Annotated in this window: 12 protein-coding genes; 6 read left to right on the top strand and 6 right to left on the bottom strand. The window is 63.2% G+C overall.

Annotated elements, in window-relative coordinates:
- Positions 1-6 precede the first annotated feature (6 nt).
- Both radA and B0E55_RS00780 read right to left on the bottom strand, forming a co-directional pair.
- Positions 7-1,440, bottom strand: coding sequence for a DNA repair protein RadA (radA, locus tag B0E55_RS00775; protein ID WP_003945739.1), 1,434 nt, complete (start codon positions 1,438-1,440; stop codon positions 7-9).
- Between the two features lie 97 nt (positions 1,441-1,537).
- Entirely contained in the window at positions 1,538-2,173 is a 636-nt protein-coding gene (locus B0E55_RS00780; protein ID WP_021342814.1) for a copper chaperone PCu(A)C, read from the bottom strand.
- Positions 2,174-2,438: 265 nt separating this feature from the next.
- Between B0E55_RS00780 and carD the strand changes: the two genes are divergently transcribed.
- The 5 genes from carD to rlmB are packed head-to-tail and all read left to right on the top strand — an operon-like array spanning position 2,439 to position 6,511.
- A complete protein-coding gene (gene carD, locus B0E55_RS00785; protein WP_003945666.1) occupies positions 2,439-2,927 on the top strand; it encodes an RNA polymerase-binding transcription factor CarD in 489 nt (162 codons plus the stop codon).
- Between the two features lie 22 nt (positions 2,928-2,949).
- Positions 2,950-3,648, top strand: a complete 699-nt coding sequence (gene ispD, locus B0E55_RS00790; RefSeq protein ID WP_080908898.1) for a 2-C-methyl-D-erythritol 4-phosphate cytidylyltransferase — start codon at positions 2,950-2,952, stop codon at positions 3,646-3,648.
- Positions 3,649-4,125 (top strand): 2-C-methyl-D-erythritol 2,4-cyclodiphosphate synthase, encoded by a 477-nt coding sequence (ispF, locus tag B0E55_RS00795; protein WP_020968387.1) that lies wholly within the window; start codon positions 3,649-3,651, stop codon positions 4,123-4,125.
- An 11-nt stretch (positions 4,126-4,136) separates the two neighbouring features.
- Positions 4,137-5,531 (top strand): cysteine--tRNA ligase, encoded by a 1,395-nt coding sequence (cysS, locus tag B0E55_RS00800; protein WP_003945830.1) that lies wholly within the window; start codon positions 4,137-4,139, stop codon positions 5,529-5,531.
- Positions 5,532-5,533: 2 nt separating this feature from the next.
- Positions 5,534-6,511, top strand: a complete 978-nt coding sequence (gene rlmB, locus B0E55_RS00805) for a 23S rRNA (guanosine(2251)-2'-O)-methyltransferase RlmB (protein WP_020906105.1) — start codon at positions 5,534-5,536, stop codon at positions 6,509-6,511.
- Between the two features lie 34 nt (positions 6,512-6,545).
- Here rlmB and B0E55_RS00810 read toward each other — a convergent pair whose 3' ends face one another.
- Both B0E55_RS00810 and B0E55_RS00815 read right to left on the bottom strand, forming a co-directional pair.
- Positions 6,546-8,327 (bottom strand): ABC transporter ATP-binding protein, encoded by a 1,782-nt coding sequence (locus B0E55_RS00810; RefSeq protein ID WP_080908899.1) that lies wholly within the window; start codon positions 8,325-8,327, stop codon positions 6,546-6,548.
- Positions 8,324-9,952, bottom strand: a complete 1,629-nt coding sequence (locus tag B0E55_RS00815; RefSeq protein ID WP_031330913.1) for an ABC transporter transmembrane domain-containing protein — start codon at positions 9,950-9,952, stop codon at positions 8,324-8,326. The genes B0E55_RS00810 and B0E55_RS00815 overlap by 4 nt, the downstream gene beginning before the upstream one ends.
- Positions 9,953-10,151: 199 nt before the next feature.
- Here B0E55_RS00815 and B0E55_RS00820 point away from each other — a divergent pair, with 199 nt between their 5' ends.
- The gene (locus B0E55_RS00820; RefSeq protein ID WP_029254436.1) at positions 10,152-11,141 is read left to right on the top strand and encodes an iron-siderophore ABC transporter substrate-binding protein; all 990 of its coding nucleotides are present in this window, start codon (positions 10,152-10,154) and stop codon (positions 11,139-11,141) included.
- Between the two features lie 4 nt (positions 11,142-11,145).
- Here B0E55_RS00820 and B0E55_RS00825 read toward each other — a convergent pair whose 3' ends face one another.
- Positions 11,146-11,943, bottom strand: a complete 798-nt coding sequence (locus B0E55_RS00825; protein WP_020968391.1) for a helix-turn-helix domain-containing protein — start codon at positions 11,941-11,943, stop codon at positions 11,146-11,148.
- 172 nt (positions 11,944-12,115) lie between these two features.
- Entirely contained in the window at positions 12,116-12,835 is a 720-nt protein-coding gene (locus B0E55_RS00830) for a hypothetical protein (RefSeq protein WP_241895978.1), read from the bottom strand.
- Positions 12,836-12,947 lie beyond the last annotated feature (112 nt).

Below are 12,947 nucleotides of genomic sequence, written 5' to 3' on the forward strand. Positions count from 1 at the left end.
GGCCGGTCACTTCACCGGAGTGAGCTTGGGGCGAGACGGGGCTTGTTTGCCGCCCATCAATCCGGCATAGGCGAGTGCCTCGGCCAGGTTCGCTACTTCGTTGACGCGCATGCCGGGAATGTTCGGGCCGGAATCGACCGGCACGATGGCGCTGGTGAATCCCAATCTGGCAGCTTCGATCAGCCGTCGGTTCACGCCGGCAACTCGTCGAACCTCTCCGGCGAGTCCGACCTCGCCGAGGATGACGAGCCCCTTGGGTACAGGTTTGGCTTTCACAGCGGAAGCGACCGCTATGGCAAGAGCCAGATCGGCACCCGGCTCGGTCATCCGCATACCGCCGACGGTCGCGGCGTAGACGTCGGCCTTCGAGATCGACACCCCGACGCGGCGCTCCAACACGGCCAGAACCATGGCCACACGGGCGGTGTCGAGCCCGCTGACGGCTCGACGAGGTGTCGGTAGAGGCGTGGCGGCGACGAGGGCCTGAACTTCACCGAGTAGAGGTCGCTTACCGTCCATCATCACGGTGACAGCCGTGCCTTCCACGGCTTCTTCGCGGTGATGCAGGAACAGGCCGGACGGATCGCTGATCTCGTTGATGCCCTGCTCGCTCAGCTCGAAGCATCCCACCTCGTCGGCCGCACCGAATCTGTTCTTGACGCCGCGGACCATGCGCAGCGTGGAGTGCTTGTCGCCTTCGAAGTGCAGAACCACGTCTACGAGATGCTCGAGCGAGCGCGGTCCGGCGACGGCGCCGTCCTTGGTGACGTGGCCGATCAGAAGCACCGGGATTCCACTGGCCTTCGCCAGGGAGGTCAAGGCGCTGGTGACGGCCTTGACCTGAGTCACGCCGCCGACGACTCCGTCGACGTCGGCAGCAAGCATGGTCTGCACCGAGTCGACGATGACCAGGGTCGGCTTGACCTGCTCGATGTGGCCGAGGATGGTCGCGAGATCGGATTCGGCCGCCAGATACATCCGTTCGTGGACAGAGTTGGTGCGATCTGCCCGAAGTCGGACCTGACCGGCGGACTCCTCGCCGGTGACGTACAACGCTCGATCATCCGCGCTGCGCATCGCCCAGCGGTAGACGACCTCGAGAAGTAGCGTCGATTTTCCGACTCCGGGCTCGCCCGCGAGCAGCACCACCGAACCAGGTACGACGCCACCGCCGAGGACGCGGTCCAACTCGCCGATCCCGGTGGGCTTGGCCTGCGTCGAGGTGCTGTCGATCTGTGTCAGCGGCGTGGCCGGCGTCGTAGGGAGCACGGCGCTCGATCCCGCTTTGGCGAGTGATGCGCCGGCGCGACTGGCGACGGGTGCCACTACCGCGACCTCGGTCATCGAGCCCCACGAATCGCAGTCCGGACATCTACCGACCCACTTGGGCACTACCGACTGGCATTCGGAGCATCGGTAGTTCGATTTCACTTTGGCCACCGGGACAGACTAGAGGCGGGGTCCGACATGGACCCCGCCTCTAGTGTGATTCTTAAGTTGTTCTGCGAAGCGCAGTGTGCGCCTTGGTGATTCGGGCTCAGTGCCCGGCTTCTGCAACGTCGGGCGACTTGTCCGACTCGTTGCGCTCGAGCTGCGGGCCTGCGTCGACCGGTACGTCGACGGTGACCGAGCCGGCCTTCTCGAACTTGAAGGTGATCGGGACGGTCAAGCCGGGGCGAACGCCTGCCTTGATGTCCTGCAGAACGACGAGAGTGAGCGCAGCGGGTGCGTCGTCGTTCTCTTCGTTGTTCTTGATCTGGGTCTCTGCCTCGGTCGCGGCACCTTCGCCTGCGGGCAACTGGCCGGCCTGCAGCGACGTCTGCGGCTTGATCGTCAAGCCACCTACCTCTTCACCCGCGATGACGCGTGCTGCGTAATCGGTGGTGATGCTGACGAGCTTGTCCGTGGTCTCGGCGCTGTCGTTCACGACGGTGAACGCGAGCACGGCGTTGCCGCCCGGCTCGATGCTGTATTCCTCGGACGAGGGGTAGGCGATGTGCACGTTGCGCAGTGCGATCTCACCGAGGTTGGCGCTGTTGCCGTTCACGGCGGCCTGCTGGACGGCGGTCTGGCTCACCTGTCCGGAACCGCAAGCGGACAGCGCGATGGCTGCGCCTGCAGCCAGTGCAATGGCGGTAGCGACTCGACGAGTCGGCTTACGGATAGCAGTCACGATTTGTCCTCCACGGCGTCAGGTTCGCACTCCACTAGGCAGAGTAGTAGATAAGGTCCCGCGGGCTGGCCGTCGGGTCGCCACAACGGTTGTCTGCGTGGGCTTTCAGTCGGTTATGCAGGGGTGCTCCAGACCAGTTGAATGCACGTACAACAAGCCCTGTCAACCCCTACGCTCGAGCAAGGATGCCCCTGACCTGCACAGTTGATGAGTGGTCGGTTCTTTCACGTGTTAAACTAGTGGAATCGAAAGGGGCACGGGACACATGATTTTCAAGGTCGGAGACACCGTCGTATACCCCCATCACGGTGCGGCGCTGATCGAAGCTATCGAAACCCGCACCATCAAGGGTGAGCAGAAGGAGTACCTGGTTCTGAAGGTCGCTCAAGGCGATCTCACAGTACGGGTTCCTGCAGACAACGCAGAGTACGTCGGAGTTCGTGACGTGGTCGGCCAAGAAGGCCTCGACAAGGTTTTCCAGGTTCTGCGAGCACCGCACACCGAGGAGCCCACCAACTGGTCTCGTCGATACAAGGCAAATCTCGAGAAGCTTGCCTCAGGTGACGTGAACAAGGTTGCGGAAGTTGTTCGTGACCTGTGGCGTCGTGAGCAGGACCGCGGGCTTTCCGCTGGTGAGAAGCGCATGCTCGCCAAGGCTCGTCAGATTCTCGTCGGAGAGCTCGCGCTCGCCGAGGGCACTGACACCGAGAAGGCAGAGACCATTCTCGACGAGGTCCTCGCGGCCGCGTCCTGACTGCAACACAACAAAGCTGACAGTGGCAGTAGTAGCCCTGGTACCTGCCGCAGGTCGGGGAGTGCGATTGGGCGAGAAATTGCCCAAGGCATTTGTCGAACTCGGTGGGTGCACCATGCTTGCACGCGCGGTCGATGGACTCCGGAAATCCGGAGCGATCGACCGCGTTGTTGTCATTGTGCCGCCTGAACTGGTCGAATCCGTCGTAGCCGACCTCGGTCGTGCATCGGACGTCGACGTCGTCGGTGGTGGTGCCGAAAGAACCGATTCGGTTCGAGCCGGTCTCAGTGCTGCCGGCGATGCAGATTTTGTACTCGTGCACGACGCCGCGCGGGCATTGACACCGCCGGCGTTGATCGCGCGCGTCGTCGACGCTCTCCGAGCCGGCAGCTCCGCTGTCATCCCGGTACTCCCGGTTACCGACACGATCAAGTCGGTCGACGTACTCGGCGCAGTCACCGGAACGCCTCTGCGTTCGGAGTTGCGTGCGGTTCAAACTCCTCAAGGCTTCTCCACCGACGTCCTGCACAGTGCGTACGACGCCGGTGACGTCGCCGCGACCGACGACGCCGCTCTGGTGGAGCGTCTCGGTGTTTCGGTGCAGACGATTCCCGGCGACGCTCTCGCCTTCAAGATCACCACTCCGCTCGACCTCGTCCTTGCACGGGCGCTCCTGATCTCGGAGACAGAGTTGAGCGCGGACTCACAGGACGGAAAATAGATGCGCGTCGGTCTCGGCACGGATGTTCATCCCATCGAGGTCGGCCGACCTTGCTGGATGGCCGGGTTGCTGTTTGAGGAAGCAGACGGGTGCTCGGGGCATTCGGACGGCGACGTCGCCGTCCACGCGCTCTGTGACGCGTTGCTCTCCGCCGCAGGTCTTGGCGACCTCGGTTCGGTTTTCGGCACCGGCAGGCCCGAATGGGACGGCGTGAGCGGCGCTCGAATGCTTGCCGAGGTTCGTCGACTGCTCGAAGAGAACCAGTTCACCGTCGGCAACGCCGCGGTGCAGGTCATCGGCAACCGACCGAAGATCGGGCCGCGACGCGACGAGGCGCAGAAGGTGCTCTCGGACATTCTCGGCGCGCCTGTTTCGGTGTCCGCGACCACCACGGACGGGCTCGGCTTGACCGGTCGCGGCGAGGGGATCGCCGCCATGGCCACCGCGTTGGTCATGACAACCGAACACGACAGGTAAGATCGCTGGTCGTGACCCTGCGCCTATACGACACCGGTACGCGGGCCCTTCGGGATTTTGTTCCGTTGGCCCCCGGACATGCATCGGTGTACCTGTGTGGGGCGACAGTTCAGGGCGATCCTCACATCGGACACGTTCGTAGCGGCGTCGCTTTCGACGTGCTGCGACGCTGGCTGTTGGCGCACGGCAACGACGTTGCCTTCGTGCGCAACGTGACGGACATCGACGACAAGATTCTCAACAAGGCCGCCGGCGCCGGTCGACCTTGGTGGGAGTGGGCGGCGACGTTCGAGCGGTCGTTCACGTGGGCCTACGACCAACTGGGTGTGCTGCCGCCGTCCATCGAGCCGCGGGCCACCGGTCACGTGACGCAGATGGTCGAGATGATGGAACGCCTGATCGAGAACGGCCACGCGTACGCGGCGGGCGGCGACGTCTACTTCGACGTGCAGAGCTACCCCGAGTACGGCGCACTGTCCGGCCACAAACTCGACGACGTTCATCAGGGCGAGAGTGCGGCCGAGGGCAAGCGCGATCCTCGCGACTTCACCCTCTGGAAGGCCGTCAAGCCCGGTGAGCCCTCGTGGCCGACACCGTGGGGACCTGGCCGTCCGGGCTGGCACCTCGAGTGCTCGGCCATGGCGGAGTTCTACCTCGGGGCGGCATTCGACATCCATTGTGGTGGACGCGATCTCGTCTTCCCGCACCACGAGAACGAAATTGCGCAGGCCAAGTGCGCCGGCGACGATTTCGCTCAGTACTGGTTGCACAACGGCTGGGTCACGATGAGTGGCGAGAAGATGTCCAAGTCGTTGGGCAACGTTCTCTCGGTGCCGAACGTGCTCAAGAAGGTTCGTCCGCAAGAACTTCGGTACTACCTCGGTAGTGCGCACTACCGTTCCAATCTCGAGTACTCGGACGAGGCGTTGGACGAAAGCGCGAAGTCCTACCAGGGGCTCGAGTCGTTCGTCCTGCGCACACACAAGCGTGCGGGTGGCGTCGAACTCGGTACTTGGACCGAAGGTTTCGCGGCGGCTCTCGACAACGACTTGTCGGTGCCGATCGCGTTGGCCGAGATTCACGGCAAGGCGAGCGAGGGTAATTCCGCGCTCGCTGCCGGTGATCTCGACGCGGCTCGGGTGGCTGCCGGTCAGGTGCGGGCCATGCTCGCGATCCTGGGCGTCGACCCACTCGACGAGCATTGGACGCAGTCCGGTGGCGACACCGAGACGGCAATGGAAGCTTTGGACGTGTTGGTGCGGGCCGATCTCGATCGTCGGCAGCAGGCACGTACGGAAAAGAACTGGGCGGTGGCGGACGAGGTCCGCGATCGCCTCATCAAGGCGGGTATCGAAGTAACCGATACTCCCGACGGACCCGAATGGTCCCTTAAGGCAGGGCAGTAACAATGGCTGGAAACTCGAGCAGGCGCGGCGCAGTCCGTAAGGGCGGCACCAAGAAGGGCCAGGTTGCCGGTTCCGGTGGCCAGCACAAGCGTGGTCTCGCCGGCCGCGGTGCTACCCCTCCCGCCGAGGCACGCACCAAGCACCCAGCGGCAAAGCGTGCAGCGCGCGCCGCCCGGGCCGACGAGAAGCAGAACCAGGGCCGCGGTGGCCGTCCGGGGCCGGGCCGCAAGGTTCTCGACGGTCCCGAGACCGTGCTCGGTCGCAACCCGGTGGTGGAGTGCCTGCGCGCGGGTGTTCCGGCGACGGCGCTGTGGGTGGCTGTCGGTACCGAGAGCGACGACCGGTTGAAGGAATCCGTTCAGCGGGCTGCCGACGCCGGTATCTCCATCCTCGAGGTGCCGCGCTCGGATCTGGATCGCCTCAGCGCCAACGGTCTTCACCAGGGCATCGCTCTGCAGGTTCCGCCGTACCGCTACGCGCACCCGGACGATCTTCTGTCCGAGGCACGTAAGCACGCCGAGCCGCCACTGCTCGTCGCGCTGGACAACATCACCGATCCCCGCAACCTGGGTGCCGTTGTGCGCTCGGTCGCAGCTTTCGGTGGACACGGCGTCGTGATTCCGGAGCGTCGTAGCGCGAGCGTGAGTGCTGTCGCTTGGCGTACCAGCGCCGGTGCTGCCGCTCGTCTGCCGATTGCTCGGGCAACCAACCTCACCCGCACGCTCAAGGACTGGGCGTCGAAGGGTGTTCAGGTCGTCGGTCTCGACGCCGAAGGTGACACCACTCTCGACGATTTCGACGGCAGCGGTCCCGTGGTGATCGTGGTCGGTTCCGAGGGCAAGGGCCTTTCGCGCCTCGTCCGCGAGAACTGCGACGCGATCCTGTCGATTCCGATGGCGGGTCCGGTCGAGTCGCTCAACGCCTCGGTTGCCGCCGGAGTCGTCCTGGCGGACATCGCCCGCAGGCGTCGTAGCAGCTGAGTTGTAACGGCTTTCAGGTGAGCCTGGCGGGGTTCTAGCTCCGTACCGACCAGGCTTCCCACAGTGCAGCGTAGGAACCGTCCGCGCCGATCAGTTCGTCATGTGTCCCGCTCTCGACCACGCGGCCACCGCTCATGACGAGTATGCGATCGGCGCGGACTGCTTGGCTCAGGCGGTGTGCGATCACCACGGCAGTCCTGCCGGTGACTGCGAGCTCGGCTGCCTGATCGAGTAGACCTGCTGCAGTGGTTCCGGCTTCGGCAGTCGCCTCGTCGAGGATGACGACGGGCGGGTCGAGCAGAGCCAGCCGGACGAGGGCTATGTGCTGTGCCTGTGCCGCCGTCAACTGGTACCCGCCCGCCCCGACCCTGGTCTCGAGCCCGTCCGGAAGCTCATGGATCCATTGAGCTTTCATCGTTTCGACGGCTTCGGTGATCTTCGCATCGTCCGAATCTGGTGCGCACAACCGGAGATCGTCGGCGATCGTCCCGACGAACACGTGAACTTCCTGGCTGACCAGGACGACTTTGTGCCGAAGTTCGGCATCACTCAGGTCGTCAATCGGTGTGCCGTCGACGGTGATTCGCCCGTCCCCGACGGGAATGATGCCGGCAATCAGTTTGGCGAGTGTGGTCTTTCCGGCACCACTGCTGCCGACGACGGCGATTCGTTCCCCCGGTGCGATCGAGATCGAGATCGAATCGATCACCGGGGTGGAGTTGTCGTACGAGTAAGAAACCCGCTTCACGTCGACTCCGATGGGTGCGGACCGAGCCGAGGCAGGAATGCTCGCGGGACGCCCGGGCATCGCGGTGACACCGATCAGGCGAGCCAGGCTGGCACCCGCATCCTGCAATTCGTCGATGTTCGAGAGAAATACCGCGATGGGGCTGAACAGACTGTGGAAGTAGAGCGCAGCGGCGGTAGCGGCCCCGATGGACACCGATCCCGTGGTCACGAGCCAGTAGCCGACGCTCAGGACCGCGGCCAGTCCGAGCAGTTCGGCGCCGTTGAGTTGAGCGAAGAAGTTGGTGCGCAGTCGAACTGCCTGCATGTCGAAGCTGATGGCATGCTCGGAGGTCTCGGCGATTCGGCCGATGTGCTCGTCGGTTCGACGCAGGGCAGTGACAGTACCTGCACCACCCAGGGTTTCGATGAGCTGCTGTCCCCGCCTGGCCTGCGCAGCGCGAGAGCGTCGGTAGACGGGTCCGGAGCGTCGGAGGAAATGGCGAAGAGCGAAATAGTGAATTGGTGCAACGGCAACGATTGCCACGGTGAATCGCCAATCGATCACTCCCACACCGACAAGCGTCAGTGAAATCATGAACAGGGCGGACACCGTTGCGGGCAGCACCCGTGCGATAACGGTGTTGACCGCTTCGACGTCACCCGAGACCCGGGAAATCAGATCACCGGTTCCGGCATCCTCGACCAGTGACGACGGCTGCGCGAGCGTGGCGGCGAACACGTCCTCACGAAGATCGGCCAGCACGTTCTGCGCGACATTCGCGAGAAGCTGTGTGCTCCACCAGGTCAGCGCAACTCCTGCTGCCGCTGCACCGAGCATGAATGCGGTGATACGCAGAAGTGAGACAAACGGTTTGCCCTCCGTAACCGCATCGACCATGAGCCCGAGCAGCGCCGGGGTGGACAGGCCGCAGGCCGTAGCGGAGAGAAGTACGACGGTCGTGAGTGCGAGCGCTCGCCCCCGTGGCCGAAGCAGTGCGATCAATGCGCGGACCGTCTGTGTGGTCGACGCGATCGGCAAGGCAGATGTAGCCGGAACAGCAGATGCATCCGGAAGGGTGTCGGTCACAGTGAGTCTCCGTCCCGAGCGGCGTGGTCGATCGTGACGACACGGTCACACGAATGGAGCAAGGTCGGACTCGAGGTGATCACCACAATGGCCTTGTCGGGAAAGTTTCTCAGTGAGTGTGCAATTCGATGTTCGGTGACAGAGTCCACGGAAGTGGTGGGTTCGTGGAGGACCAGGATCGGCTGGGGTTGATGCAAAGCGCGGGCGAGGAGAAGGCGTTGCCGCTGACCTCCGGAGAGTTTCTTTCCTTGCTCACCTACCTCGGAGAGGTGGCCGTCGGGCAGATGCGTCAACACGTCGTCGAGCGCAGATGACGTCATTGCCGACGAGTCGACGTTCGGTGCAGCCAGATTGTCGAAGACGGTGCCGGTGAACACGGTTCCTTCATGAGCGGAGACGAACACCTGATCGCGAACTCCGTCCGGACCGAGTTCGGTTGCATCGGTGCCGAATACGAAGTAGCAGTCGGGGTCCAGCGGAGTCTGAAAGGCGAGTTGGCGTGCCAGTCGGTGAGCGGAATCGTCCGCGCGCACGCCCACCACCTCGCCGCGGCGAGCTGAGACGACAGTTCCGTTGTCCGTCGAAATCAGCAGGGCGTCTTCACTTCTGACAGCGCTGATCGGGGCGGTGGAGGGCGGCGATTCGATCAGGTGCGGCTCGGCCAGGAGTTCGGACAGCCTGCGTGCGGAGCCTCGCTTGGCAGCGAGTTCTGCACCGAAGAACCCCAGAGTTTCCATCGGACCGGCAATGACCCTGCTCAAGCCGACAACGGTGACGAAGTTGCCCACGGTGATCGTGCCTTGATGCGCCATCCACGCGGCTCCAAGTGCGACCGACGCCAGCACCAACGCGGAGACCCCGGAATTGAGCGCGGTCAGACTGGACATTGCTCTGACCGTCCGGATCGCTGCTTTCATCGACGCCCGGCTCGCCTTGACGTATCGCGACAGGGCAGTGGGCTCAGCCCCGAAACCCTTCAGTACTCGCAGTCCCAGCGTGAAATCAGTTGCAAGCATGCCTGCCTCGGCTGCCTTCTTCTGCTCTGCATACACACGCTCGTCCAGTGGACCGCTGATCTTGTGAATGAATACGAGCTGCGCAGCAGTGATGAGTACGACGATCAGTGCGAGCGGCCACGAGACGAAGGCAAGCGAAATCACTGCCGCGGCGAGCCCCGCAAAAGCTGAGCCCTGTTCGGCGACAACCCAGGAGAAGCCCGAGACGTGTGAGGCGTCCGAGGTGGAGATGGTGAGAACTTCACCCGTCGAGCGCTGAGCTTGCATGCCTCTGGCATCGAGTACCCGTCTGGCAGCGTTCAATCGTAGGTCGTGTTCGCCGTAGACGAAGACCTGCGTGTTCAGGCGAACCGCGATGCGCCACGACAGAGCAAGTCCCACGAACAGAGCACACAACACAGCAAGCCATACGAGAAGTGCTGTGCTGTCGGACTTTCCGATTGCACGGTCGACGACGGTACCGATCAGCACCGGAATGAGGGCTTGAGCTACCTGATACGACGCCTGGCCGGTGACGGCTGCAACCAGTCGCGGGCCGCGTCCGGAGGAGAACGATCCGACTCTGATCATCTCCATCGGACCGGAACGAGTTTCGGGCAGCGCTGACACTCGTGAAACTCCTCGCCCAGATCTGAACACTCGTTGTGCAGTTCTACGGTAGAGCCGGAGCGGGTGCGGAAAGTGCTCGCAGATGCCAAGGGCTACGCGGCAGCGGACAGATGGAGTATCGACACCCCATTACCGGGATCAGGTCTCGATATACCTGCCTGGTCGAAACAAGTACGTTTGCAAAGAGAGCTGACAGAAGATGAAAAGCACTACCCGAATAGTGGCTGCGTTGGCCGCGATTGCCCTGCTCGCAGGCTGCCAGAGCAGCACCGAGTCAACAGCGTCGGAGGACACGACGCAGTTGGCCGAGGCCGGCGCTCTGCCGGTCACCGTAGATCACGCGTACGGCTCGACCACCATCGAGACCGAACCTCAGCGGATCGTGACCATCGGCTGGAACAGCCAGGATTCGGTCCTCGCACTGGGCAAGACGCCCGTCGCCATGGAGTCGTTCAGTGGGGCAGGCTTGGAGAACGGAATCCTGCCGTGGGACGAAGAAGTGTTGGGCGACGTCGAACCCACGTTGCTCGACAGCACTTCCGGTGTGCCGTTCGAGCAGATCCTGGCGTTGGAGCCGGACGTGATCATCGCGGTGGTCTCGGGAATCACCGAAGACGACTACGCACGTCTTTCTCAGATCGCACCCACGATTCCGTTCAAGGAGACCGCATGGGCGACTACGTGGCAGGAGCAGATGTCGACCATCGGTTCAGTACTCGGACAACCGAAGCGGGCGGCTGAGCTGATCGAGGAAACTGACGATTCCATAGCCGACCTGGCTGCGGGGTCCCCGAATCTGAACGGGAAAACCTTGACCTTCCTCTCGGGAAACATCGACGGCCTCACCAATTACTGCGCCGACGACGGCAGAGTCATCCTGATGTCCCAGCTCGGACTGAAGCAGTCGGCCGGAAGCGCAGAGCTGTGCGGCGACACCCAGGGGTCGGTGACTGCATCGCGCGAACAGTACAACGAACTGGACGCGGACGTGATCGTGCTCAACGACGCGAGTGGTCAGGGGCTCCCCGGATTGATGGGGGACAAGTTGTTTGCCGACCTGCCTGCAGTCAAGGACGGCAGGCTGATTCAGCAGCTCGGTCTGGCCCGAGTCATGGCACTGGCTTCGCCCACGTCGCTGAGCGTCAAATATGCCTTCGCCGAACTGGTCTCGAAGATGAACGGCTTCTGACCAGCTAGGCTGACAATTCGCACGCGTCCGAGTAATAGTTCTTCGGTGTTCGTCCGGTGACCTTGCGGAACACGCTGGTGAAGGCGCTGGGGGTTTCGTATCCGACGCGACGGCTAACCGTCGAAACAGGAACGCCCGCAGCGAGATAGGACATCGCGGCGCGGACGCGAACTTGAATCCTCCACTCGGTGAAGGACATCCCCGTTCCCTGAGAGAACACGCGGCTCAGGGTACGGGGGCTTCCTCCGACCACATAGGCCCAATCGGCAAGCCCGCGTTGATCGGCGGGGTCGGCGATCAAGCGGCGTGCAACGGCGAGGGCCCGGGGATCGGCGGGCATCGGCACTGCGACATCAGCCGCCTCGATGGGCGCGAGCGTGTCGAAGACCACGGATTCCGCCCGCAAGCGAGCCTCGGTAGGCATGTTTCGCTGGTGCAGATGGATGAGCATCGTCTTGACCACGTCGTCGATGCCGATGATCGCGGGTTTTGTCCACGGGTGGGGGAACGACTCGGGCCGGAAATAGGTGAAGCGAGCCTCGGTGGATGCGCCGAGCGTGATGCGCCGTGGAGTTCCAGCCGGAATCCACATGCCGACCGTCGGTGGGATCTGCCAACGAACGTCGTCGATGTACGCGCTCATCTCGCCGGAAGCGCCCCACAGGAGTTCGTGCTCGGGATGGCGGATCTCGCGCCACACGCGCTTCTGATCGCGCCCGATGGTGGACGTCGTCATGGCGAAGGGGAGCGGAACGTACCGGCCTGCCGGCACAGCCCAGTACGGAAATCCTGTGGAACTCATCGGTGGATCATACCGCGAATGACTTAGGTAACGCTTTCCTATTTGGTTCTTAGGCGCAGGGCACGACGGAGTGCGGTCGCGACAAAAGACCGAGGGTGGCACCGAGTCCGAAGACTCGATGCCACCCTCGATCACATTCCCCGACGGAGTGTTTACAGGTGGAGCAGGTGAATCAGCTGCCGTTGGCCAGGACACCGCTGATGATGTCGGAGATGAAGCCGGCCGGGTTGTCCAGGATGGAGGAGCCGGCCGAACCGGTTCCGCCCTCGCCGTCAGAAGAGCCGAAGCCCAGATCTGCAGAGCCTGATGCGGCAGCCTCACCGGGGTTCTTGGCGCGGATCTTGGCGTACACGCCGCTGATGTTCTGCTCGGTGTTGAACGTCGAGATGCCGATCGAACTCGACATTTCCTGGTACGAACCGATCGGTGCATCGTCGGCGACGAGGTACTGCGCCTCGATCGTCACGGTCTTGCTGCCGGTGGGCGAGATCAGCCAACCGGTGCTGGGCACATTCACGGTTCGGGCGGCAGTGTCAACCGAAGGCGTGACGGATTCGGTCTTCTGACCGCCGATCAAATGCCAAGCGTTGACCGTCGCCGTGCCCTGGATGTATTTGAACGTGGCGGGGTAGCGGTCGACGAACTGGTCGACGTAACGCTCGGGGTGGCCGGTCGTGGAGATGACCGTGCGCACGGTGACTTTGCCGCCGGGTGCAACTTCGCCGTCGCCGACGATGTTCTTGGTGATCCGGACGTTGGAGGAGTTGACCGTTGCCGAGGACGGGTGGGTGGCATCGGCGCTCGCGGTGCCTGCGGTCATTACGAGCCCGCTGGTTGCAAGCGCAGCGATTGCTACTCCGGTGAGTGTTTTGCGCATTGAGAAACGTGACATGAAATTCTCCGTTCGAGGGGTTCACGCTGACGGCGATGGGGATGACTCTTCAAAGGTTGCGCCGTGGTAACCATTGAAACCTATCGGACGCTTGCCTATGTGTCAGTTCGGC

This window comes from Rhodococcus sp. 66b, assembly GCF_002076325.1.
GTDB lineage: Bacteria > Actinomycetota > Actinomycetes > Mycobacteriales > Mycobacteriaceae > Rhodococcus_F > Rhodococcus_F erythropolis.

Coding starts and splice junctions, on each gene's coding strand:
- carD (WP_003945666.1), top strand. CDS start 2,439: ATGATTTTCAAGGTCGGAGACACCGTCGTATACCCCCATCACGGTGCG.
- ispF (WP_020968387.1), top strand. CDS start 3,649: ATGCGCGTCGGTCTCGGCACGGATGTTCATCCCATCGAGGTCGGCCGA.
- rlmB (WP_020906105.1), top strand. CDS start 5,534: ATGGCTGGAAACTCGAGCAGGCGCGGCGCAGTCCGTAAGGGCGGCACC.
- B0E55_RS00820 (WP_029254436.1), top strand. CDS start 10,152: ATGAAAAGCACTACCCGAATAGTGGCTGCGTTGGCCGCGATTGCCCTG.
- B0E55_RS00825 (WP_020968391.1), bottom strand. CDS start 11,943: ATGAGTTCCACAGGATTTCCGTACTGGGCTGTGCCGGCAGGCCGGTAC.
- B0E55_RS00830 (WP_241895978.1), bottom strand. CDS start 12,835: ATGTCACGTTTCTCAATGCGCAAAACACTCACCGGAGTAGCAATCGCT.